Annotated in this window: 26 protein-coding genes; all 26 read right to left on the reverse strand. The window is 42.0% G+C overall.

Annotated elements, in window-relative coordinates:
• Positions 1 to 9: 9 nt before the first annotated feature.
• Positions 10 to 897: a MinD/ParA family protein gene (locus ACFVAD_RS06990; RefSeq protein ID WP_386637485.1), complete on the reverse strand. Its 888-nt coding sequence runs from the start codon at positions 895 to 897 to the stop codon at positions 10 to 12.
• Positions 894 to 2,039 (reverse strand): flagellar biosynthesis GTPase FlhF, encoded by a 1,146-nt coding sequence (gene flhF, locus ACFVAD_RS06995; RefSeq protein WP_386637487.1) that lies wholly within the window; start codon positions 2,037 to 2,039, stop codon positions 894 to 896. The genes ACFVAD_RS06990 and flhF overlap by 4 nt, the downstream gene beginning before the upstream one ends.
• Positions 2,036 to 4,075 (reverse strand): flagellar biosynthesis protein FlhA, encoded by a 2,040-nt coding sequence (gene flhA, locus ACFVAD_RS07000; RefSeq protein WP_386637489.1) that lies wholly within the window; start codon positions 4,073 to 4,075, stop codon positions 2,036 to 2,038. The genes flhF and flhA overlap by 4 nt, the downstream gene beginning before the upstream one ends.
• A 26-nt stretch (positions 4,076 to 4,101) precedes the next feature.
• A complete protein-coding gene (flhB, locus tag ACFVAD_RS07005; RefSeq protein ID WP_386637491.1) occupies positions 4,102 to 5,190 on the reverse strand; it encodes a flagellar biosynthesis protein FlhB in 1,089 nt (362 codons plus the stop codon).
• Positions 5,191 to 5,967 carry a flagellar biosynthetic protein FliR gene (fliR, locus tag ACFVAD_RS07010; protein WP_386637493.1) on the reverse strand — a complete coding sequence of 259 codons (777 nt, stop codon included), beginning with the start codon at positions 5,965 to 5,967 and terminating at the stop codon, positions 5,191 to 5,193.
• Between the two features lie 4 nt (positions 5,968 to 5,971).
• Complete coding sequence (gene fliQ, locus ACFVAD_RS07015; protein WP_386637495.1) at positions 5,972 to 6,241, reverse strand: flagellar biosynthesis protein FliQ; 270 nt, start codon at positions 6,239 to 6,241, stop codon at positions 5,972 to 5,974.
• 17 nt (positions 6,242 to 6,258) lie between these two features.
• Positions 6,259 to 6,924 carry a flagellar type III secretion system pore protein FliP gene (gene fliP / locus ACFVAD_RS07020; RefSeq protein ID WP_386637497.1) on the reverse strand — a complete coding sequence of 222 codons (666 nt, stop codon included), beginning with the start codon at positions 6,922 to 6,924 and terminating at the stop codon, positions 6,259 to 6,261.
• On the reverse strand, positions 6,921 to 7,604 hold the full coding sequence (locus ACFVAD_RS07025) for a flagellar biosynthetic protein FliO (protein WP_386637499.1): 684 nt from the start codon (positions 7,602 to 7,604) through the stop codon (positions 6,921 to 6,923). Before ACFVAD_RS07025 ends, fliP begins: the two co-directional genes overlap by 4 nt.
• 11 nt (positions 7,605 to 7,615) lie before the next feature.
• Positions 7,616 to 7,978: a chemotaxis protein CheY gene (gene cheY, locus ACFVAD_RS07030; RefSeq protein WP_204413695.1), complete on the reverse strand. Its 363-nt coding sequence runs from the start codon at positions 7,976 to 7,978 to the stop codon at positions 7,616 to 7,618.
• Between the two features lie 19 nt (positions 7,979 to 7,997).
• Positions 7,998 to 9,200, reverse strand: coding sequence for a flagellar motor switch phosphatase FliY (fliY, locus tag ACFVAD_RS07035; protein WP_386637502.1), 1,203 nt, complete (start codon positions 9,198 to 9,200; stop codon positions 7,998 to 8,000).
• Positions 9,190 to 10,188 carry a flagellar motor switch protein FliM gene (gene fliM / locus ACFVAD_RS07040; RefSeq protein ID WP_386637504.1) on the reverse strand — a complete coding sequence of 333 codons (999 nt, stop codon included), beginning with the start codon at positions 10,186 to 10,188 and terminating at the stop codon, positions 9,190 to 9,192. Before fliM ends, fliY begins: the two co-directional genes overlap by 11 nt.
• A gap of 37 nt (positions 10,189 to 10,225) precedes the next feature.
• On the reverse strand, positions 10,226 to 10,657 hold the full coding sequence (gene fliL, locus ACFVAD_RS07045) for a flagellar basal body-associated protein FliL (protein WP_386637506.1): 432 nt from the start codon (positions 10,655 to 10,657) through the stop codon (positions 10,226 to 10,228).
• An 11-nt stretch (positions 10,658 to 10,668) separates the two neighbouring features.
• Positions 10,669 to 10,860 carry a flagellar FlbD family protein gene (locus tag ACFVAD_RS07050; RefSeq protein WP_386637508.1) on the reverse strand — a complete coding sequence of 64 codons (192 nt, stop codon included), beginning with the start codon at positions 10,858 to 10,860 and terminating at the stop codon, positions 10,669 to 10,671.
• Between the two features lie 41 nt (positions 10,861 to 10,901).
• Positions 10,902 to 12,383, reverse strand: a complete 1,482-nt coding sequence (locus tag ACFVAD_RS07055) for a flagellar hook-basal body complex protein (protein WP_386637510.1) — start codon at positions 12,381 to 12,383, stop codon at positions 10,902 to 10,904.
• Positions 12,384 to 12,411: 28 nt separating this feature from the next.
• Positions 12,412 to 13,053: a flagellar hook assembly protein FlgD gene (gene flgD, locus ACFVAD_RS07060; RefSeq protein WP_386637512.1), complete on the reverse strand. Its 642-nt coding sequence runs from the start codon at positions 13,051 to 13,053 to the stop codon at positions 12,412 to 12,414.
• Positions 13,050 to 14,216, reverse strand: a complete 1,167-nt coding sequence (locus tag ACFVAD_RS07065) for a flagellar hook-length control protein FliK (protein WP_386637514.1) — start codon at positions 14,214 to 14,216, stop codon at positions 13,050 to 13,052. The genes flgD and ACFVAD_RS07065 overlap by 4 nt, the downstream gene beginning before the upstream one ends.
• 28 nt (positions 14,217 to 14,244) lie before the next feature.
• Positions 14,245 to 14,829, reverse strand: coding sequence for a MotE family protein (locus tag ACFVAD_RS07070; RefSeq protein WP_386637516.1), 585 nt, complete (start codon positions 14,827 to 14,829; stop codon positions 14,245 to 14,247).
• A gap of 7 nt (positions 14,830 to 14,836) precedes the next feature.
• On the reverse strand, positions 14,837 to 15,286 hold the full coding sequence (fliJ, locus tag ACFVAD_RS07075) for a flagellar export protein FliJ (protein WP_386637518.1): 450 nt from the start codon (positions 15,284 to 15,286) through the stop codon (positions 14,837 to 14,839).
• A complete protein-coding gene (fliI, locus tag ACFVAD_RS07080; protein WP_386637687.1) occupies positions 15,276 to 16,607 on the reverse strand; it encodes a flagellar protein export ATPase FliI in 1,332 nt (443 codons plus the stop codon). The genes fliJ and fliI overlap by 11 nt, the downstream gene beginning before the upstream one ends.
• Positions 16,576 to 17,379, reverse strand: a complete 804-nt coding sequence (gene fliH / locus ACFVAD_RS07085) for a flagellar assembly protein FliH (RefSeq protein WP_386637520.1) — start codon at positions 17,377 to 17,379, stop codon at positions 16,576 to 16,578. Before fliH ends, fliI begins: the two co-directional genes overlap by 32 nt.
• Complete coding sequence (gene fliG, locus ACFVAD_RS07090; RefSeq protein ID WP_386637522.1) at positions 17,372 to 18,391, reverse strand: flagellar motor switch protein FliG; 1,020 nt, start codon at positions 18,389 to 18,391, stop codon at positions 17,372 to 17,374. The genes fliH and fliG overlap by 8 nt, the downstream gene beginning before the upstream one ends.
• A gap of 19 nt (positions 18,392 to 18,410) precedes the next feature.
• The gene (gene fliF, locus ACFVAD_RS07095) at positions 18,411 to 19,997 is read right to left on the reverse strand and encodes a flagellar basal-body MS-ring/collar protein FliF (protein WP_386637524.1); all 1,587 of its coding nucleotides are present in this window, start codon (positions 19,995 to 19,997) and stop codon (positions 18,411 to 18,413) included.
• A 122-nt stretch (positions 19,998 to 20,119) separates the two neighbouring features.
• Positions 20,120 to 20,386, reverse strand: coding sequence for a flagellar hook-basal body complex protein FliE (fliE, locus tag ACFVAD_RS07100; RefSeq protein WP_483887606.1), 267 nt, complete (start codon positions 20,384 to 20,386; stop codon positions 20,120 to 20,122).
• A gap of 46 nt (positions 20,387 to 20,432) precedes the next feature.
• Positions 20,433 to 20,885, reverse strand: coding sequence for a flagellar basal body rod protein FlgC (gene flgC / locus ACFVAD_RS07105; RefSeq protein ID WP_386637528.1), 453 nt, complete (start codon positions 20,883 to 20,885; stop codon positions 20,433 to 20,435).
• On the reverse strand, positions 20,885 to 21,274 hold the full coding sequence (gene flgB, locus ACFVAD_RS07110; protein ID WP_386637530.1) for a flagellar basal body rod protein FlgB: 390 nt from the start codon (positions 21,272 to 21,274) through the stop codon (positions 20,885 to 20,887). Before flgB ends, flgC begins: the two co-directional genes overlap by 1 nt.
• Positions 21,275 to 21,797: 523 nt before the next feature.
• On the reverse strand, positions 21,798 to 22,577 hold the full coding sequence (gene codY, locus ACFVAD_RS07115) for a GTP-sensing pleiotropic transcriptional regulator CodY (protein WP_386637532.1): 780 nt from the start codon (positions 22,575 to 22,577) through the stop codon (positions 21,798 to 21,800).
• Between the last annotated feature and the right edge of the window lie 19 nt (positions 22,578 to 22,596).

The raw sequence follows: 22,596 nt of genomic DNA on the forward strand, positions 1-22,596 counted from the left end.
ATTCAGTCTTTAGGAAAAAAGACGAAGTAGCTTTGCGACAAAGGATGGTTTTTGATTGGTTGATGTAGAGGACTTTTTCTTATCCTCCAAGTAATAGGAAGCTATGTTGGCTACTGCCCTTGATGCCTGGCATTTAGGATACTTCAGTACAAATGGGGTCTGTTCCATTACAGCATGCAACACATATCTATCATCCGGGATGGAGCCAAGATATGGAAGGTCTTTTTTCAGAAATTGCTTGGCCACTGCCTGAAGCCGTTCAGCTGTCTTGGCAGCGACTTGGAAATCCGGAACTTTATTCAACAGCAATTTAAATGGAATGGATTCCTCATGGATATTGATATATTTTAGAGCGGAATAGGCATCTGTCAAAGACGTAGGTTCACACGTCGTCAGTAGGAAGATCTCCTCGACCGATAAAAGGAGTTGCAGAGTTTCATCCGTGATCCCAGCTCCCATATCAAAGATAATGTAATCGTAATGGGACGAAGCTTCTTCCAACTGGCTTAAAAAATATCTCCTTTTTTGCTCATCCATTTTGAAAATTTCTGTTAATCCCGATCCTCCAGCTATATAGGAGAGATTTTCCGGTCCGCGCTGTATAATCTGATCCAGTGTGCGTCCTTCTTCAAAAAGATGTACTATGCTGTAACCTTGAGTTGTGCCCATTAGAATATCTATATTTGCCATCCCGATATCCAAGTCGAACAAGAGTACTTTATTCCCTTTTTGCTGGAGGGCTATCGAAAAGTTCAACGAAAAATTGGATTTTCCTACTCCGCCTTTTCCGCTTATGATGGCAAGGCTCTTTGCTTCCTTGTGAGGCCGGCCTTCATGTCCTGATGATTCACGATGTCTTTCAATCTGCTCTCTTAGTAGTCTTGCCTGATCATTCATTGCTTCAATTCCTCAAGCAATTCTGTGACGACCAGGTCCTTATGTGCCACCTGCAGGTCTTCCGGCACACTTTGTCCATTTGTGATAAAAGCTGCACCAATATCGTATTGTTGTATCATGGCATACATCGAGCTTGAGGAAGCCGTTTCATCTTTTTTCGTGAATATGAATTGTTGAATGCCGACTTTCCAAAACTGATCTGTTATCTTTTTCATATCATTTATTTTCGAAGTGAGGGATAAAACCAGAAACGTATCCATTTCCTCTTTGAAATCAATGACCGCTTGCAGATCCCTGACAAACTCTTCATTCAGAAAGTTCCTCCCTGCCGTATCGATAAACACAATATCCAGATGAGAAAGCCTCCCTTTTGCCTCCTGAAAATCTTCGGCATTATAACAAACCTCAATTGGCGCTTCCAAAATGCTTGCATAGGTTTTCAATTGTTCAATAGCAGCAATCCTGTAGGTATCAGTCGTTATAAAACCAACGCTCTTGCCATGCTTCAGTACCACACTCGCTGCCATTTTCGCCAATGTCGTGGTTTTACCGACGCCTGTTGGGCCGACAAGGCTTACATACTTCTTCTTATAAATATTCCGCTCAAAATCAACCTGCTCTATTAATTGAAGAAAATAACCCTTTAGAGTCTCTGTCATCTGTCTTTTGGACATATTTTTACTCTTCTGCCACTCTTGATAAAGATGCTCTGAAGCTGCTTGTGCGAGTTCGGTGGGAAGTTCCGTTTTCTGCAAGGATTCTTCGATTTCGAAAAAGTAATCGGGTAATTCTGAATCACGGCTATATGGACTTTTTAACCCTTTCATCATCCGTTTCATCTCTTGAATATTATCAAGAAGCTCTCTCTGACTCGAAAAATCGATTGAGAATTGCTCATTTCGGACAACGTCAGGTTCCTTGACCGGTTCTATTTCCAGGACAGGATAGTTTTTGTTTTTCTGTTTGATTGGTTCCTCATCCACTGCAGCTATGACTTCCACACCTTTTTTTGTAACTAGTCCAAAAAAACTGGTTGTTTTTACCGCTTTTGAATTTAAAATGACTGCCTCATCCCCAAGCTCAGCCCGAACTTGACTCATAGCTTCCTGCATGGAGGAGGCTTTGTATTTTTTTACTTTCATCCTTCCACATTCACCACCCCTATGCTTTGTACTTCTACACTGGCTTCCAGTTCGTTATAGGACAGAACAGGTATTTGTGGAAGATACCGCTCCAGTAATTGTTTCACGTACATCCTTACAGCCGGAGAACAAAGGAGGATCGGAGTCTGTTCGTAAACTGAGAATTGCTCCATTTGCTCTCCGACTCTCTGGACTATTTCGACCGATATGTTCGGATCCAGGCTAAGGAAATTGCCGTGGTCCGTCTGCTGAATATGGTCAGCTATCAGCTTCTCCACCCGACCTGCCAAGGTTACAACCTTGAAGGACTCGTTTCCGATAGAATATTGGTTGGTGATCTGCTTGCTTAAAGCCTGTCTTACATATTCAGTAAGCAGCTCCGTATCTGCAGACATTTTCCCATAGTCTGCAAGCGTTTCGAAAATGACCGGAAGATTTCTTATCGACACATTTTCCTTCAATAGCTTTGAGAGAACTTTTTGAACATCCCCTATGGTCAATGGAGAAGGTGTAACTTCTTCTATTAGAATAGGTGACGTTTCTCTTAGATGATCGACAAGCTGCTTCGTTTCCTGTCGGCCCAATAGTTCATGTGCATGCTGTTTTATCTTCTCTGTGATATGAGTGGAAACGACAGATGGGGGATCGACGACTGTATAGCCGTACATTTCCGCCTCATCCTTCTTTTCCTCACTGATCCATTTAGCGGCAAGACCGAAGGATGGCTCGATCGTATCTATTCCTTCAATACTATCATCCTCCATTCCAGGACTCATTGCCAAATAGTGATCAAGGAGCAGTTCGCCTCTTGCCACTTCATTGCCTTTGATTTTCAGGCGATATTCATTCGGATGCAGTTGAATATTATCACGTATCCTGACAACCGGAATGACGATTCCAAGCTCCAACGCCAACTGTCTCCGAATCATGACAATGCGGTCCAATAAGTCTCCACCCTGCTTCGAATCTGCCAATGGAATCAATCCATACCCGAATTCAAAATCTATCGGGTCAACAGAGAGAAGGTTGACCACACTTTCCGGACTTCGCAATTCGTCTGTAACAACTTCTTCCTCCGTTTCCACGACCACCATTTCCTCTTTTTTCTGGGATTGGTGGATGAAATACCCGCCAACAATCAGCAAAAGAGCGATAGGTGCTGTCAATAACGGTCCTATTGGCGTAAAGATTCCAAGAAGCAGAATCGTTCCTCCTGCAACATAGAGCATCTGCGGATAGGCGAATAGCTGGGCCGTAATATCTGCCCCAAGGTTACCTTCCGAGGCAGCTCTTGTCACAACGATACCAGTCGCTGTTGCAATTAAAAGTGCAGGTATCTGGGAAACAATCCCGTCACCTACCGTGAGTAGCGTAAACTTCTGGGCAGATTCTCCGAAAGAAAGACCAAGCTGTGTCATCCCTATCACAATTCCGAAAAGCATATTAATGAATACAATGATGATACCGGCAATGGCATCCCCTTTTACGAATTTACTCGCACCATCCATCGCACCATAGAAGTCCGCTTCCTTTGCGATCTTTTCACGCCGCGCTTTAGCCGTATGCTCGGAAATCAGTCCGGCATTGAGGTCCGCATCGATACTCATCTGTTTACCTGGCATCGCATCCAAGGTGAATCGTGCCGCGACTTCCGATACGCGTTCTGAACCTTTTGTAATAACAACAAACTGGATAACTACTAAAATCAGAAACACAACAAGTCCTACAACAACATTGCCTCCAACTACAAATGTCCCAAACGTATCTACTACAGTACCCGCATCTCCTTCACTGAGAATGGACCTTGTAGTAGAAACATTTAGCGCCAATCGATACAGCGTCAATAATAAGAGCAACGATGGAAAGATGGAGAATTGCAAAGGTTCCTGAATGTTCATGGTAGTCAATAATACGATCAATGCAAGGGAGATATTGATAATGATTAGAATACTTAGCATCCAGGAAGGAAATGGAATAATTAACATGGCAATAATCAGGATAACGCTAAGTAATACGCTTAGATCTCTAGCTGACATAATAATCTCTCCTTTAGGTCAAACCATCATTTAACAAGGTTCTTTAATCGGTATACATAAGCCAATATTTCCGCTACTGCCTGGAAATACTCTTCGGGAATAGCATCGCCGATTTCGGACTGACTGTAAATGGCTCTTGCAAGTGGTTTATTTTCCACTGTGGTAATGTTATGCTCTTTGGCCACTTCCCTTATCTTTAAAGCAACAAAATCTACACCTTTGGCCAATACATAAGGAGCATCCCTTTTATTCTCATCATATTTGAGAGCGATGGCATAATGAGTCGGATTGGTGATGATGACATCCGCCTGGGGAATATCCTGCATCATACGCTGCATGGCCATCTCCCTTTGCTTTTGCTTGATTTTTGATTTAATCAGGGGGTCGCCCTCAGACTTTTTGTATTCATCTTTAATATCATTCTTGGACATTCTGATATTCTTTTCATAGTCATATTTCTGATAAAGATAATCAAAGACTGATAGAAACAAGAGTCCTGCACCGGCAATAAGCCCCATTCGAACCGTTAAGCTTCCGATAAATCCCAATGCTTCATGAATGTTCATCTGGGATAGCATCAATATTTCCTCAAGGCTGAACCAGAGAAGCGAAAAAGTGATAATGCCCACAAAAAGAATCTTCAACATCGATTTAATCAATTCAACGATAGCCCTTACGGAATAGATGCGCTTAAAACCCTGAATGGGATCCAGCTTATTCAGTTTCATATGGATCGCTTCAGTGGAAAACAATGCACCTACCTGAACGAAATTCGCAATGACCGCTCCAACCATGGCAGCCAGCATGATCGGTCCAACAAGGATGATGAGCTGCATCAGTATATCCATAAATATCAGATGAACCTGATCCACTGTGACTTCTTCAAGCATATACACCTGAAACGCTTGAACAAACAGTGTGAGAATTTCCGATTTCAGCCAAGGTCCTATAAACGAAAGACAAAGAAATACAGCAATCAGAACAAATGCCGTATTGACGTCGGCACTTTTCGCAACCTGCCCCTTCTTTCTCGTGTCCTGACGTTTTTTAGGCGTCGCCTTTTCCGTTTTCTCTCCAGAAAAAAACTGCAGGTCCAGTTTCAACAATATTGCCATCTATAAACCTCCAAGCAATTCCATTAACCCTCTCATGGTGTGAAGCATTAATTCGAACAATTGATAAAACAATGTAAACAGGATGGTCAGGGAGAAGATAATGGCAATAAAGCTTACCCCAATCTTCAAAGGAAGACCTACAACAAATATATTTAGCTGTGGAACTGTACGTGCAACTATTCCCAGCGCAACATCCACCAAAAAAAGGATAGCGACAATTGGGAATGCCAGTTGCAGCGCAATGACAAACATCATGTTGACCGCTTTCAATACGTATTCCAGTACAAGCTCGTCACCAAGTGGAAGCCAGCTTTGAGTGATGGAAATGAGTTCGTAGCTATAGAAAATACCATCAAGCATCAAATGATGACCATTTACAGACAATAGCAGCAGCATCGCAAACATATAGAAAAATTGCCCGATGATCGGACTTTGTACACCGGTCTGGGGATCGATGACATTCGCAATTGCAAAGCCCATCTGAAAATCTATTAAACCTCCAGCAATCTGAATGGCGGTCAAAATCATATAGGCAACCAGTCCGATTAATAGACCAACCATCATTTCTTTTACTACCAGCATGATAAACATGCCGTCGATTTCAAGGACAGGAAGTTCAAGACTGAAGGACATCACCAGTGCGAAAAAAAATCCGAGACCAACTTTAAATGTTGCAGGAACACTCCGATATGAAAAGAGAGGCAGTGTTACAAAAAAAGCTGTCACCCTGGTCAGAACCAGCAGAAATGCCGGAAAATAGTTCAATGATTCAAGCATCCTTCTAACTCACAAATCGGTGCATATTATTGAAAATTTCCATCGCATAGGAAAGCATATTGGATAGCATCCATGGGCCGAATACGATAAGACCTACGAGGACTGCAACAATTTTCGGAATAAATGCAAGCGTCTGTTCCTGGATTTGGGTGGTAGCCTGAAAGATACTTACAACTAAGCCCACTACTAAAGCGAGTATTAATAGAGGAGCGGAAATCAGCAAAATAGTAAAAACTCCTCGTTCTGCCATGGATATTACGAATTCTGGGCTCATTTACTTTGACACCTCTTTTAAAATGTTTGCAGCAGTGATTTCACGACGATATACCAGCCATCAACAAGGACAAACAATAATATTTTGAATGGCAGGGAAATCATTACCGGAGGAAGCATCATCATCCCCATCGACATCAGAACACTCGCCACTACCATATCAATCACAAGAAATGGGATAAATATCATAAATCCTATCTGAAAAGCGGTTTTCAATTCACTGATTGCAAAAGCCGGCACTAAAACGGTCAGCGGTATATCTTCTATGGATTCAGGTCTTTCCATTCCTGAATAATCCATAAATAGTGCAAGGTCTTTCTGTCTTGTATGCTTACTCATAAATTCCTTCATTGGCAAAGCTGCCAATTCATATGCCTCATCAAGGGTAATTTCCTCATTAAACAGCGGCTGCAGAGCCTGTTCATTCACTTGTGAAAAGGTCGGAGCCATAATGAAAAATGTTAAAAATAATGATAGCCCAATCAATACCTGGTTTGGCGGCATCGACTGCGTTGCCAAGGAAGTCCTGACAAAGGATAGAACAATGATGATTCTTGTAAAACTGGTCATTAGAATCAGGATTGCTGGTGCCAGTGAGAAAACGGTCAATAATAGTAAAAGCTGAACAGAAGTGGATACGGTTGAGGCGTCATTGCCACTGAAGACTTCCATTAAATCTGTCATCGTCCCCGACCTTCCTTTTCATCCAACTCACTGATCTTCTTTTTCCTTTCCTGAGATAGTTGTCCAATCTGTTCTTTTAATAGACTGGAAAACTGGTTCGTTTTGATCGCATTTTTACTCGTTGGAAGTTTCTTTATCAAATCTTTGAATTTGTCCGTAGTTAGAGGGGCTGTTTCTGATTTATTCTTGTATGCCTCAATAAGTAGACCTGCCTCTTTCTCGTCCGTTATTTCTTTTAATAGATTAATGGAATCCCCGACTCCGACTACTAATATGCTATTGCCCACCTTGACGAGCTGCAGTGATTTATTGTTTCCTAGATTGGTTCCCCCGATATTCTCGACAGACCGGCCGTTATCGAACCATTTATTTTTCTTATTGATAAACCGTAAAGCAATATAGATTAAGAAAAGAACAAATATAAGTGCAAAAATCATCTTTACAAAATCCCAAATGGTAACAGTTGGTACACTTTGCTGGTTGACCATTTCTGTATCACTGAATGAGTCAATTTGGTCCTGTTCGGTTGTTTCTGATTTTTCTTTATCACTTTTTTGATTGAACATTTCATCCACCATCATGCTTCCTCCCTCTCCCTGCTGAGAAGCAGTAAATGGAGAGGGCAGAAGAAAGAATAATAGAATGCACGCTATACTGATTTTTTTCATGTTTGCAAGCAAAGTTGACACTCCTAGGATAGAGTTTTGTGGATGGCTTCAATCACTCGATCCGCTTGGAATGGTTTGACGATAAAGTCTTTCGCGCCAGCTTGGATTGCATCGATAACCATTGCTTGCTGCCCCATCGCAGAACACATGATTACCTTTGCATTTGGATTGATTGCTTTAATTTCTTTCAAGGCAGTGATTCCGTCCATTTCCGGCATGGTAATATCCATGGTAACCAGATCAGGATGATGTTCCTTGTACTTCTCGACAGCCTGCACGCCATCGGCTGCTTCCGCTACCACTTCATAGCCGTTTTTAGATAATATATCCTTGATCATCATTCTCATAAATGCTGCATCATCAACAATTAATATACGTTTGCTCATCTTGTTTTCCTCCCAGTAATCAACGAAGCTTTTTGATTCTATCTGTTTGACTTACTATATCTGTCACTCTCACACCAAAGCTTTCATCTATTACAACTACTTCCCCTTGTGCGATAAGCTTATTGTTCACTAATATATCAACAGGTTCTCCTGCCAGCTTATCCAGTTCTATAACTGAACCGGCAGACAGCTCCAGGATATCCTTGACCGAGCGCCTCGTTCTTCCAAGCTCTACTGTTACCTGCAGTGGAATATCCATTAACATGCTTAAATTATTGGGTTCAGCCTCTGCTACTGCAGTAGTTTCGAAGCTTGAGAAAACTGCAGGCTGGACATTGACGGTCTGTGCCGGCTTTGCTGCAACCGGTTGTGCCTTTCTTTCTTGCTGCTGATAACTGATATTATCCGGTGCATGTTGGGAATATGCGTACGATGTTTCCTCTGTTCTGTGCTCCATCGATGCCACATTCTCTTGTTTTGGAACAGGTGATGGTGACAAATTAGTCGAAGATACAACAGGTTCTTCCACTTTTTTGTCTTTATTCAATAATTCCTTCACAAGCTCTTTAGCAAATGGAAAAGGAAGGATCTGCATAATGGAAGAATCAATCAACTTACCTATTCTTATGGAAAATGCAACTTTTACCAAAAGATTATCTTCCGGCATTTGGTCTTTCCCTTCGCCCTCTTTGAAGTCAATCAACAGAACTGATGGGGGCGAGATATCTATTTTTTTGGAGAACACCGTTGACATCGATGTTGCTGCGGACCCCATCATCTGGTTCATCGCTTCCTGAACAGCGCTCAAATGAATCTCGTCAAATTCCCGGGATGGATTTTCACCGCTGCCACCGAGCATCAAATCAGCGATTATGGCAGCATCCCGCTGTTCCACCACCAAAATATTGGATCCTGTAAAGCCCTCTGTATAATTTACTCTGATAGCAACATAAGGATCTGGAAACTCTGCTTCCAATTGCTGTTTTTCGAGTAGACTTACCTTTGGTGTCGTAATTTCCACCTTCTGATTCAAGAGGGTGGATAGGGCTGTTGCAGAACTGCCAAAGGAAATATTTCCGATTTCGCCCAGAGCGTCCTGTTCTAATGTCGAGAAGTGATCTTCTACATTTGGTGCAACAAAGAGGGGTTCTTCGTTGTCGTTATCTGAACCTCGAAGCAAGGCATCAATTTCGTCCTGTGATAACATTCCATCACTCATCATCTTCGTATCCCTCCTTGATTTCCTTCATAATTTGTATGGCCATATTCTTTTTCACTTGACCCACCTGGGCCAGAAAACTTGGTTTTTTATCGACATTCACGAAGATGGGCTGTTCAATCTTCTGATCTAACGGCAACACGTCACCAACACTTAAATCAAGAAGATCAGAAAAAGTTATTTCAGACCTGCCCAGTTCGGCTGTAATTGTCAAGGTGGTCGCTTTAATCGCCTTTTGTAAAGATTCGACTTCATGGTCCTGCCTAACTTTACGCTTATCCTCCATCCAATAATGGGCAGATAATTTCGGGATGACCGGCTCCAGCACCACAAATGGAATGCACACATTAATCATACCTGTTATCTCACCGATCGTTATGTTCATCGATATAACGATGACTGTTTCATTCGGGGAAACCATCTGCAGGAATTGCGGGTTCACTTCCAGGTCTGCCAGGAAAGGCTGGATATCAGCAATCGACTCCCATGCTTCACCGAAATTTTCTATTGCACCTTCAAAAAGAGAGGTCATTAGCTTTGTTTCAATTTCAGTCAAGCTGTCCACTTTATTAAAACTGGTTCCTTTCCCCCCCAACTGACGGTCAAGCATCGCATAGGCAATATTGGGATTTACCTCCAGCACCAGCCTACCCTCGAGGGGAGAGGCTTCAAAGACATTCAATATTGTCATCTTAGGAATGGATCGAATGAATTCTTCGTATGGCAACTGATCTACGGATGCCACACTGATTTGTATGTAGGTTCTTAATTGTGCGGAAAAATAAGTCGTCAGTAATCTAGCAAAGTTCTCATGGATCCTTGTCAGATTTCTAATCTGATCTTTTGAAAATCTTAAGGCACGTTTAAAATCATACACTTTGACTCTCTTTACTTCATTATCTTTTTTCAATTGATCCGCATTCATTTCACCCGTTGAAAGAGCGGATAAAAGGGCATCTATTTCACTTTGCGACATCACTTCTGTAGACATGCCCACCACCTCCTATCTTCACGTGGATCTCTTGATGTTAGTCTTGAAGCAGAAAGGACGTTGTGTAGACCTGAACCACAGACCCTTCCTTCATCACTTCATTCAGTTTGGACTGTATATCGCTTTCAAGCTTTTTCAATCCTTCATTGCCTGCTAAATCTGAAGATTTTTTATTGGAAATCTCATGGATGATAATATTTTGAACCTGGAAATCTCTTTTTTCCAACTCTTCCCGTGCTTTTTTGCTATCTGTCTGGACCTTGAACTGAACGCGAAGATATCCTCCGCTTTGCAGGTTTGTTGTTATTTCTTCAATATCCAAAGAATGCTTAAGAATGTCATCGATCGAATCCTCGTCCTTTGAACCGTCTGCGTAATATACATTCACGGTAACCAAAGCAGCTACACCAACAAGGGAAATAATCAATAAAATGATAATCATGGCATTCACTAATTTGTTGCGGAACATTTTCTTTCCCCCTATCGCTTCTCTTGATGAATGCTGGTATAAAACTCTTTACAAAGTAGAATTACCTGCTCCATCGTTTCTGTTACGATCAATTTCTTGCCATTATTAAGCGTAACCATCGTATCTGGGGTTTCCTCCACCTGCTCGATCAGCCAGGCATTTAAAGCAAAGGATTTACCACTTAGCTTCGTTAGTTTAATCATAATAGTTGGGTCAGTTCAGCTTCCCCCGGCCCAATCCTCCTTTAGCGCTTCAGATTGACAAGCTCTTGCAGAATCTCATCAGATGTAGTGATGATTCTTGTATTAGCCTGGAATCCTCTTTGCGCAGTAATCATTTCTGTAAATTCTTCCGAAAGGTCCACATTTGACATTTCCAATGTTCCGGAAATGATTGCAGCCGCTCCATCCTCTCCAGGGCGGAACATTTCAGCCAATTGAATTCCATCTCCGTTTTTATCCATCGTTCCGGAGTTATTGGACTGTTGGAAAAGGTTTTCGCCTATTCTCTCCAAACCGGAAGCATTAGGGAACTTGGCAAGCATCACCTGCCCTGCAACTTTCAGCTGTCCGAACTGATCGATGAAGCTTACTTTTCCATCACCTGAGATACTGAAGCTTCTGGCATTCGGTGGAATCTGGATCAGACCGGGACTTCCACTTAATGAGTCGCTCCATGATGGCAATTGAACCATTTCCGCCTTTGCTACGAAGTTTTCGAAGCTTTTAAATTCCGTATCCAAGCCTTCTTTGATTGATTGCGCATAGAATACAAGGTCTGAAAGTTCATTCTGGCTTGCACCTGCAGCGACCGGTAATGTTCCGCTGTAAGGTTGGACAATCGGATCCAGCAATTGATAGACAACTTCACCAGTTTGATTAATGAAGGTTCTGATATCTGTATTCAATCCCTGTCCGGCAGCATTGAAGTTCGTAATTTGACCGGAATATACATTCGAATAAAAATTATTGAATTCGTTGGCTGCATTATCTCGTGCAGTTGCTGCAGCAGTTGCTGCAGCAAGCAGTTGCGGATCTGCTCCGCCTGCCTCTGTACTAGCTTTCAATGCATCATCATACGTTCTCTGAGCCTCCAGGAAAGAACTAGCCAGCTTAAGAAACTTTGTTGTATCTGTTCTGAAATCCTGATACTGACCAAAAAAGTTCTCTGCGCTGTTCAATGCGGCATTGGAGGCATTTACAATCGCATCGGTCGGAATAGTCTTTTCCCCTGTTTCCCCGATCAAGTACATCCCATTGGAATTTACGATATACCCATTGTTATCCATATAGAAATTGCCTGCTCTTGTATAATTCATCGCAACAGCATTATCAATCCCGCCGCCAAGAATCCTGTTGTCCCCATATACCGTATTGGAGTCCACATTCACCCTTGTGACATCTGAGATAGATGCAACGGCAAAATATCCATCTCCTGAGAGTGCCAGATCAAGTGGTCTCGCAGTTGTCTGCAAGGATCCCTGTGTTTGGATGGAATCAATGGTACTGATCATCGAACCTAACCCGATCTGCTTCGCATTGATCCCGCCTTTTCCTGCTGCTGGGCCGCTCGCACCTGAAAGCTGCTGTACCATCATTTCCTGAAAAGTTGCTCTTCCTTTTTTGAATCCGTACGTATTGACATTTGCGATATTATTACCTATTACATCTAGTTTTGTTTGAAAGTTTCTTAATGCTCCAATACTGGAATACATGGAACGTAACATGATAAATCCCCCTCTATCTTATCTAAAGTCATTGAGATATTTTCGTAATGGCGTCAAGCGGTATCTTTACATCCTCAAGGCTTGGGTCGGCAACGGTCAAATAGGTCTTTCCATCCTTTGATACGACAGAGTTAACTTTAAGATCTTCATATGTTTTCCCATTGTAAAGGAGTGAAACTTTCTTATCGATCAAATGGCTGGCTTGCAAAAGGGTGTTCTGCACAGAATCATCAGAATGCTTAATTTGAGTAAGCTGCTCTAGCGCAACTTCACTCCCATCATCCGTAATCAGTTTTGCATTACCCTCTGCCATTGCAATACTGGTGACGATGCCTTTTTTAGTTTCTACAAAAGGCTCTTCATCCACAAAATAGACTTCCTGCCACGTCACTTCCGCACCCAGGTACTGCTGCATCGCTAATGCCTGCTGCTTGTTTTGTGATTTGATGAATCCTTCCATGCTTGTGTTGAGATTGGTCATCTGCTCCAAGGAGGAGAAGGTGGCCATCTGGGCGATGAACTCCCTATCTTCCATCGGATTCATAGGATCCTGGTTTTGAAGCTGAGCCATCAGCAATCTCAGGAAGTCATCTTTCCCCAATACGTTGTTTTGCTTCTTGCTCTCCACTTGGCGATTTTGAATATATAAATCGGAAGATATACTGGTCATATTCCTTCAGCCTCCCGTTCATTTATAACAATTTCCTCTGAAAGTATTTCATCAAAAGATTTTTCTGCAGATTCTTTATCTTTTCTCCCGTTTGAAGAAGAATCTTTAAAGGCTTGCTGTTCCTCCTGGCTTTTTCCTTGATGGAAAAAGCGCTGTTCCTGCTCCTGCTCCTGGTAGACGACCTCAATTTTATCCACAAGGATATTGGCATTAACTAAGTTCTGTTTAAGCGCGGTTACTCCACTTTCAAGAAGGGAGGCGCTTGATTTGGAATGTGCAACCAATTTTGCGACCAACCCATGTTGGGTTTCCTGTAATTTGATATGTAATGTTCCTAGATGTTCAGGGTTCAATCGGATAGTAATCTGTTGATTGCCATTTACAAAGCTCGATTGGCTCTTGGAGAGTATGCCTTCCAACTTTTGAATAAGCTGTTCTCGTGCAACCTGGCTTGATGAAGTATCGACCACCCACTGAATGGTTGCTTGTCTCGGTTGCTGCAGTTGATTGATCGAAAATGGCCCGGCTGATACATTTTCAGATATAAAATGATGGAATGGGAAGCTTTTTACATTGGCAGTGTCTGCTCTTCCTGTATGTTTCTCTGTGACCTGAAAGATTTTTGCGAATTTCTTTTCAATCAGAACCATCAGCTCTTTTAAGTCTGTTTGTTGTTTGACATTTTGGGGCTGCGGATTTTCTGATTTTCCTTCCTTCCATTCTTTAATAAAAAGAAGAAGTTTGTTGGTTAAAAGTGCCATCTTTTCAAAGACGTTTTCACCCATGTCTGCTGGAACTGACTGTTGCTGCTTAGCCTGAGTCAATGTCGAAGATAACTCCAAAAATTGATGAATAAGTCCGAAATATTCCTCAGATGAGAGTTCCTCTTCTAAACTATTAAGAAGTGAAAGTTCCAAATGTAAGAGTTCCTCCAAGTCTTCTATGTTTGTAAGAGGATAGCTTGATTCTGAATGTAAAGCCATCTCTTTTCCTAGATCGGTAGAAGAAGCAGTAAGCTCTTCCAATAATGATGAAATATTTTCCGATAACAGACGATGAAACTCGCCAGCTTCGGAAGCTTCGGCCTCAGTTCTTGCAGTGCCCTCCATTTTTAGCGGTTTTGCATGGAGCATTTCCCCCAATTGGCTAGTGCCTAAAAACATCAACTTTCCTCATTCCTTTCACATCGCGCTATTCGTCCTCTGCAAGAAGCTTTGTAAATCTGGCAGCCTGGTCAGGTTCAAGCTGGCCAAGAATCCCTGATTTCTTGGAAACACTCAGGTCCTTAAGAATTAACAGCGCCATCTCTTCCTCTAATTCCATGATGATCCCGGCTGCTTTTTTTGTCGACATTCTTTCATAAAGGGCTGCCAGCTCTTTAGTTGAAGATTTTATCTCCCGCTCCTGCGCTTCCAAATCCCTGATACGATTGTTTGCCTGTTCAAGTTCAGCAACCAGCTTTGTTATTTCACGTTCCTTATCATTTATCTCTCTTTCAAGCATGATGACCTCTTGACTGGTTTCCGGCTTACTTTCATCCTCTTTATTTGGAAGAGCTTCTTTCCCATTTTCTACAGGTTCTTCATTCTTGGCTGTCTCTTTCGGAATAAATGTTTGGGCAAGATCAAAGACATTGGTACCTTGAAACGTTAAAATGCCCAGCACCACGGTTATCAAAAACAATACGGGGAAAATAAATAAGTATAAGACTTTCTGCAAAAAAGTATAATTCTGTTGTTCTTCCTCTTGAATCATTTGTTGTTTTTCTTTTTTCATCGCTACTTCACCTATTCGTGTGATGCGTATAGTGAAGGATCGACATCTCATCTATGAACGAGGTCTCAATCCTGTTTTCGTTTTGTTTAATGAACAGCTTCTGCTTGTCATCAAGCACTTCATATTTCCTGCACTCAATAGATTGTTCCTTTAACCGTTCTTCTTTCAGATTCATAAAAGCACGGGCATGGCTCACTTTCCGTTGCTGATTCAGTACATTCTTTTCCAGATTCCCGATAAAAAACTGCTGCTGTTTCAAATTCTCGATCGGGATGCCGTGCTGCAGTCTATCCTGAAGGCTACCTTCAAGCTGCTCTTTCCGCTTCAAAAGGTCATAAAGCTGCTGCCCCTCATTTTCAAATTGCGAGATGGCATCCTGGTATTCCGTGCTGGCCAGCTCTTTCTCCGCCTTTTTCACAAACAATATCTTTTCCAAGCGTCCTTTTCTAACTTCCATCTGATGCCCCTTTTCTTCTTAGGTCAATAAGCGCTGTCTTTGTCTGCATAAAGCTCCATTTAGATTCAACATCTTGTTTTAGAAATTGAATAATCGTCGGATATGCTTGAATGGCATCATCAATTTCTCGGGATGTACCACGCTTGTAGGCTCCTATGTTAATCAAGTCTTCCGCTTGATAGTATTTGGAGAGTTTCTCACGCATGTACTCAGCTGCTTGCTTATGCTCCTTGCTCACAATGTTGTTCATCACTCGGCTGACACTTTTCAACACATTGATTGCAGGGTATTGCCCCTTATTTGCAAGCTCTCTATCTAAAACAAAATGTCCATCCAAAATACCTCTTACTGTATCGGCTATCGGTTCATTCATGTCATCCCCGTCCACAAGCACCGTGTAAAAGGCGGTAATGGACCCATGTTGATTGGTACCCGTCCGCTCAAGCAGTTTGGGCAGCATAGAAAAAACGGAAGGTGTATAGCCTTTTGTAGTAGGAGGCTCGCCGATGGCAAGTCCCACTTCCCGCTGGGCCATCGCAAACCGAGTGACAGAATCCATCATCAGCATCACATTATAGCCCGCGTCCCTGAAGAACTCTGCAATGGCAGTGGCAGTGTAAGCTCCTTTTATCCTCATTAAAGCGGGCTGATCAGAGGTTGCCACAACGATGATGGAGCGCTTTAGACCTTCTGGGCCAAGATCGCGCTCAAGGAAGTCTCTTACTTCCCTGCCGCGCTCCCCGATCAAAGCAATGACATTAATATCGGCAAAAGTGTTTCGGGCTATCATTCCAAGCAGGGTGCTCTTTCCGACTCCGCTCCCGGCGAAAATGCCGATTCTCTGTCCTTTTCCCACAGTCAGAAGACCATCTATAATCTTCACTCCCACTTCCAGTTCTTCCGTGATGGAAGGCCTTGTCATAGGGTTGGGAGGAGCCTGGTCGGTAGGATATGTCCCAAGTCCGATCGGCATTTCAACCGAGGGATCCAGGGGATTCCCCATCGCATCCAGGACCATTCCCCGGAGACCTTCTCCTATCTTTATCTCCAAAGGATGATTGGTAGCCTCCACCATACATCCTGGTCCGATATCCTGGATATCAGTAAAGGGCATCAGTATGACATGCTCATCCCTGAACCCGACAACCTCCGCCTGCACAATTCTACGCTTCTTGCGGTCAATGATGATATTACAAACGTCTCCAATCGAGCTTTCCGGACCTTTGGATTCGATCATCAGTCCAATTACTCTCTTTACTTTTCCGTAGCGTTTGTAAGAGTTCATGCCATCAATTTCTTGCAGTAGCTCTTCTAGAATCATCATTATTTGCCTCCGGTTTGACTAATTGCAGCAATTTATCCTTGATTTCCGTCAGCTGTGTTTGTACGGATACTTCCATCCTTCCAGCAGAAGAATCAATCCAGCATCCGTCTTCCTGTAAGTCTGCTTCTGGATAGATTAATAGATCATATTGGCTGTTAATTATATTTTGCAAAAGTTGTTTATTAAGAATGAGATGTGGGTATTGTTTAGTACTTACATAGATTTTCACTTCTTCTTTTTCTTTTACTTCTTTAAGGGCAGTCTGCACCATTTTCATATACGCATCACCGTCTCTCTCAAACTCATAGCCCAAGATTTTTTCGGCTACTTTTATACTGACAGCCATGATGGTTTCGATGGAGCTTTCCACTTTTTTTTGATGTTCTAAATTGCTTAGTTCAACAGTATTTTTTGCTTGCAGGCACAATCCTTCATATTCCATAAGAGCCTCTGTTTTACCAGCTTGGAATCCTTGTTCATAGCCCTTTTTAGATGCCTGATCCATCCACTGCTGTTTTTCTTGTTTCCAGTTTTCTTTTTCCTGTGCAATCACCTGGAGTGCCTTCTCTCTTTCAGCAGCAGAAGTCTCTAAAATCCTGACAGCTTCATCCTTTGCTTCCTGGACCATCCTATTTATATGCTCAATCGAATGTCCCTGGACCGGTGATTTCTGCTCTTCATCCTGTGCAGAAAAAATAGGAGCAACTTTTATTGATATTCTTTCTTTCTCTTCGATGTTGAAAAGGGAGGATTTAATTAACTTAGACAATGATGTCATCTCCTCCGCCACGCGCGATGACTATTTCGCCCGCTTCCTCGAGCTTTCGGATGATGCCAACAATTCTCGATTGCGCCTCTTCCACATCCTTCAAACGTACCGGCCCCATATATTCCATATCGTCTTTCATCGTTTCTACCATTCTCTTGGACATATTTTTGAAGACTATCTCCTTCACTTCCTCACTGGCCACCTTTAGTGCCAGCATCAAGTCTTCGTTTTCCACATCCCGGATCACACGCTGTATCGCCATGTTGTCCAGGGTCACGATATCCTCGAAGACGAACATTCGTTTCTTGATTTCCTCTGCAAGTTCCGGATCCTGTATTTCAAGAGCATCGAGAATGGTTCTTTCCGTACTGCGATCGACTTGATTCAACACATCCACCACCGAGTCAATTCCTCCGGTATTCGTATAATCCCTTGTAACTGTAGTGGAAAGCTTGCGTTCAAGGATCTGCTCAACCTCGTTGATAATTTCAGGGGATGTACTGTCCATCACTGCAATCCTTTTGGCGATATCCGCCTGAAGCTCCTGCGGAAGCTCCGAGAGAATCTGCCCGGATTTGGTAGGCTCCAAATAGGATAATACCAGTGCAATAGTTTGGGGATGCTCATTCTGGATAAAATTCAATATCTGTGATGCATCCGCTTTTCTTGCAAAATCGAACGGTTTCACCTGAAGGGATGAAGTCAGCCTGGTGATAATCGCATTTGCCTGATCTTTCCCTAATGCTTTCTCAAGAACCGTTTTTGCATAATTTATTCCACCCTGTGAAATATAATCCTGTGCAAGAGCAATTTGGTGGAACTCCTCCAACACATCTTCTTTAATATGCGAGTCCACTGTTCTTACCCCTGAAATCTCCAATGTAAGCTTTTCTATTTCATCCTCCGAAAGATGCTTATAAACGGAAGCGGATACGTCTGGCCCAAGAGAGATTAATAAAATGGCTGCCTTCTGTTTGTTGCTGAAAGATTTGCTTGTATTAGCTTTCGCCATTTATTGAACCTCCTTATCTTTATTCTGATAACCATGATCTTAATAGTTTTGCAAATTCATCAGGTTTTTCTTTCGCCATTTTTTCCAACTGCTTACGGCGAGCTGAGCCTTCTGATTCTTTTTCGTTATTATTAATATCCGGAATGTTTATCCGTGTAATTTCCTCTTCTATTATCAGTTCTTCCTCTTCTTCCTCTTTCTTACGTCGCATTAACAGGAAGATCAAGAGAATGATAACTGCGATTAGCACGCCACCGACCACATACATCCAGATCGGGATAATGGAAGTGGATGTTTCCTCGAATTGAGCTTTTCCATTGAAGGTTTGAACAGATACCACCACTTTGTCTTCAATGTCCGCATCCGGATTTTCTGCAAGTGCTTGCTTGTCAATGGAAGTTCTGACAATGGTACCTAAAATTTGCCTGATTTCATCAACTGTCCCATTCTGCAAGGAAAGTGGATCATCAGCAACAGGCGGCTCCACCATTACCTGAATGCCCATATCCCGTATCTTATAAGGGCTTTCCACTATTTCTTTTCTAATCCTGTTTACATCATTATTGATTCTTTCTTCCATTTTTTCGTAATCGCCACTGCCATTCGCCCCACCGGCAATATAAGCAGGAACATCAGCCTCACCGGTACCCATATCTCCACCAGCTTCACCTTCAGAACCAGTATAGGTCTCCGTTATTCTTTCGACACTGACGGCAATCCCTTCCATATTGTCGGGATCGACAGGTGTAACAAGGTTTTCTTCCCTATTTTCTTGTGTAAAATCGATATCAGTCGTGACAGACACCACAACCTTGTTTTGTCCCATCATCATGCCGAGCATCTGTTGAACCTGTCGTTGAATATCTCTTTCTATTTCTTTTTTCAATTCCAATTGGCTCGTTACATTCAGAGCATTTCCTGAATTTTGACTATTTGCAAGGTCAAAATACTCAAAATTCTGATTCATGATAACGATATTATCCGTAGATAGGTTAGCGATACTCTTTGACACCAAATGGTACAAGGCATTTATTTGCGCCTGGTCGAACTGATAACCAGGTTCTGTATCCAAAACGATGGATGCGGATGCTTCCTGCACTGCGTCACGGACGAACACACCCTCTTGGGGCATTGTGATCATCACTTGTGCATCTTTTACTCCTTCGATGCTTTTGACCAGGTTTGCCAGCTCCGTTTGCATGGCATCTAGCTTCATTATCTGAAATTCATTGTCGGTCATCCCAAAACCGGATCTTTCTCCGAAGAAACCATAGTCAATACTGCCGCTTTTCGGGACACCCTCTGCAGCGAGATCCACTTTCAAACCGTCCACTGTTTCCTGTGGAACGAGGATCGCTGTACCGTTTTCCGTTATTTGCGAAGGAATTCCTCTTGTATCAAGCACCTCTTTGATTTGTCCAGTTTCCTGAGGAGTCAAGTCTTTATACAAGGGTGCCATATCGGTTCTTGTCAAAAAGTAAGTGATGGCAGTCAATGCAAGAATTGCAACGACTGCACTCGTAATGAAAGCCGTTTTTTGTGTTTTCCCCTTGTTTTTCCAAAAGGAGACTGTTCTATTTTTCATATCAAGTAATTTTTCTTTCATTCTGTCAATTCCCCCGGTTATTATCTAGCAGCAATTTATGCAGTAAATAACCGCATTTATTTGTCTATTATCTTATCTTTAAATGTTAGAAGATGTTACTGGCAGACTTGGAAATGAATCTATTATACTTGCATACGCATTATTTCCTGATAGGCTTCAATACCTTTATTTCTTACTTCCATTGTCAATTGAAGGGAGACGCTCGCTTTTTGCTGCGCAATCAGCACATCGTGCAATTCAACTCCCTCATTATTGACGAGCTTTCTTGTCATTTCATTTGATGCAATTTGAGAATTATTTACTTCGTTTAGTGCATCCTTTAAAAAGCCGGAAAACTGCTGTTGCACTTCTCCACTAGATTTTTTGGTGAAGTCGGTAGTTTGCATCATTGGAGCCTGGTTCGAAATTTTCGATATCATTTGTTTTCAGTCCTTTCTATTTCCCAAGTTCAAGTGTTTTCATCATAATTCCCTTTGATGCGTTAAACACTGTAACATTTGCTTCATATGACCTGGAGGCACTCATCAGATCCACCATTTCCTTTAAAGGATCTACATTGGGGAGTTCTATGTATCCATCCTCATTGGCATCTGGGTGCTCAGGATCAAAGACGACTCTAAATGGCGCATCATCCTCTTTAATTCTTGTTACCTTCACACCATTGCCAATATTGTTTGAAGAGCCTGAAGCTTTTTGTAGAAAAGATTGAAAGCTGCCCTCTTTGGGAGCCGTCTCTACTACCTTCCTTTTATATGGCACCCATTCACCATCTACAAATTTCCCCCTCGTAGAATCAACATTTGCCATATTGGAAGAAATGACATCCATCCGCAATCGTTGTGCAGTCAAGGCAGAAGCGGAAATATTCATACTTTTAAACATGGACATTACCCTTTACCTCCTTTTATTACGTTCTGCAGCGATTGAAATTTGCCACTAAGTTGATCGATCATGGTATAGTAATAGATTTGATTTTCTGCCAAGTCTGACATTTCCTTATCGATGTCCACATTGTTTCCATTATGTGAGTACGAATGGGATGTATTATTTATGGTAAAAGCTTGTTTCGACGTTCCTGTGAAATCATGATGTCTGCTGTCTGTTTTTTTGGCATTCATCGCTTCCTGATAAAATTGCCCGAAATTCGGACTTACATCTTTCCTTTTGTAATTCGGTGTATCCACATTGGCAATATTTTGAGAAATCGCCTTATGTTTCATTCCCGAATATTGGATACCTTTTTCTAGTGCACTAATTGATGTCGAAAAAATTTTCATTATGACCCCCAAAAAAATTAGAAAAATGACGAATTATTTATATTTGTCGAAAATTGTATGTATAAATTCATTGTAAATTATGGAACCGCATATGTCTATGTGTCAAATGTTAAAAAAAATCGTCAATTTGACTCATTTTTTGTCGTAGGACTAAAGTCACGACAAAAAACGACATTTGTTAAATTTAAGAATAAATGAAAAAAACCACCAATTATATGGTGGTTTCAGACTGTAGATAAACTCGAAGTAATTCGAGGTTATCTACAGTTTTTTTGAGTATCTGTATAATAAAGCCCGTTGATTTCCGTTCCAGGCACTGCGCTTATCCTTAGGCGGTCCGGGAGCCTCCTCCCGCAGGACAAGGAAGGTTGCGGCAGCGATACATCGTACGAAGTAAATGCTTGCATATTCGAGGAATCTCCGTGCCTTCCACTCCAATCAACTGAGTTTTCTAAACTTGAGCATTCCAAACGCGTTTTTCCACAAAACAAAAAACCTACCATTTTCAGGTAGGTTTTTTCTATTAGTGAGACTTTAATTTGGCTAATTCCATCAAGAACTTATCATTAAGAACTTTAATGTACGTTCCTTTCATCCCTAAAGAACGAGATTCGATTACTCCGGCACTTTCAAGCTTACGAAGTGCATTTACAATTACAGATCTTGTAATACCGACACGGTCAGCGATTTTACTTGCTACAAGTAAACCTTCTTTACCATCCAGTTCTTCAAAAATGTGTTCGATCGCTTCAAGCTCACTGTATGAAAGGGAACTGATAGCCATTTGGACCACAGCTTTACTTCTTGCTTCCTCTTCGATTTCTTCCGATTTCTCACGAAGAATTTCCATACCTACTACTGTTGCACCGTACTCCGCCATGATGAGATCGTCATCAGAGAAAGGCTCCTGCAGGCGGGCAAGAATAAGTGTTCCTAAACGCTCGCCACCACCGATAATCGGGACGATCGTAGTCAGACCTGATTGGAACAGATCCTTGTTTTCAACTGGGAATGCTGTATATTCGCTCTCAACATCCAGGTTGGATGAAGTTTCCGAGATGTTGAATAGGTTCTTTGTATATTCTTCAGGGAATTGACGATCTTCCAACATCTTGATCATTCTCTCGTTTTCAATCTGCTGGTTAATGGAATAACCAAGCAACTTTCCACGACGGCTAAGGACGAACACATTCGCTTCAATCACATTGCAAAGCGTTTCGGACATTTCCTTGAAATTTACTGGTTTACCTGCCGCTTTTTGCAGCATAGCATTGATTGTTCTTGTTTTTTGTAATAATGCCATAACTATTTCCTCCTAAAAT

The organism is Sutcliffiella sp. NPDC057660, from assembly GCF_042800035.1.
Lineage (GTDB): Bacteria > Bacillota > Bacilli > Bacillales > Bacillaceae_I > Sutcliffiella_A.